The organism is Chitinimonas sp. BJB300 (genome assembly GCF_002735695.1).
Taxonomy (GTDB): Bacteria; Pseudomonadota; Gammaproteobacteria; order Burkholderiales; family Chitinimonadaceae; genus Chitinimonas.
On record NZ_PDZH01000362.1, the window covers coordinates 1 to 588 of the forward strand.

At 60.4% G+C, this 588-nt stretch carries 1 protein-coding gene; it reads left to right on the top strand.

All coding sequences use genetic code 11. From position 1 onward, the window contains the following. A partial coding sequence (locus CSQ89_RS21855) for a glycoside hydrolase family protein (RefSeq protein ID WP_233203463.1) occupies positions 1-542 on the top strand: 542 nt, incomplete at its 5' end. Positions 543-588 lie beyond the last annotated feature (46 nt).

The following is a 588-nucleotide window of genomic DNA, read 5'->3' on the forward strand; positions in this document are numbered from 1 at the left end:
CAGGACAAGGGGAGTACAGGGGAATGAGCCTCAAGGCCCGCTTAATAGGGGCCGGCGCGGTAGGAGCGGTACTGACTGCTGCGCTTTTGATTGCCCCGCATGAAGGTGAGGTGCGCAGTACTTACGCAGATCCCTTGGTGCGCACCGCTGCACATCCTCTCGGCATTCCCACCGCCTGCTTTGGCCAGACTGGCACCGACATTCCTATGGGCCAAGCCTATACGGCGGAACAATGCGCCCAAATGCTGGTTGGCGAGGTGCGTGAAGTCCTGCACCAGGTAGATGCGTGTATGCCCGGTTTGCCGGCTGGCCCACGTGCTGCCTTTACCAGTTTGGCCTACAACATCGGTGCGCAGAACCTGTGTCGTTACCGACTCGCTGAGAGGGCTAGGCAGGGCGATTATGCCGCTGCTTGCCGTGGCATTGACTCGGTTGTGTATGTCGCTGGTAAGGACTGCCGTGACCCCGCCAACGGCTGTAGTGGCATTGTGAAGCGCCGCAACCAGGAGCGTGCTGTTTGTGAAGGGAGGGCTGCCAGATGAAGCTGACCTACTCCACAAAGGCGCTGCTGTTGTTGGGCATGGGCGG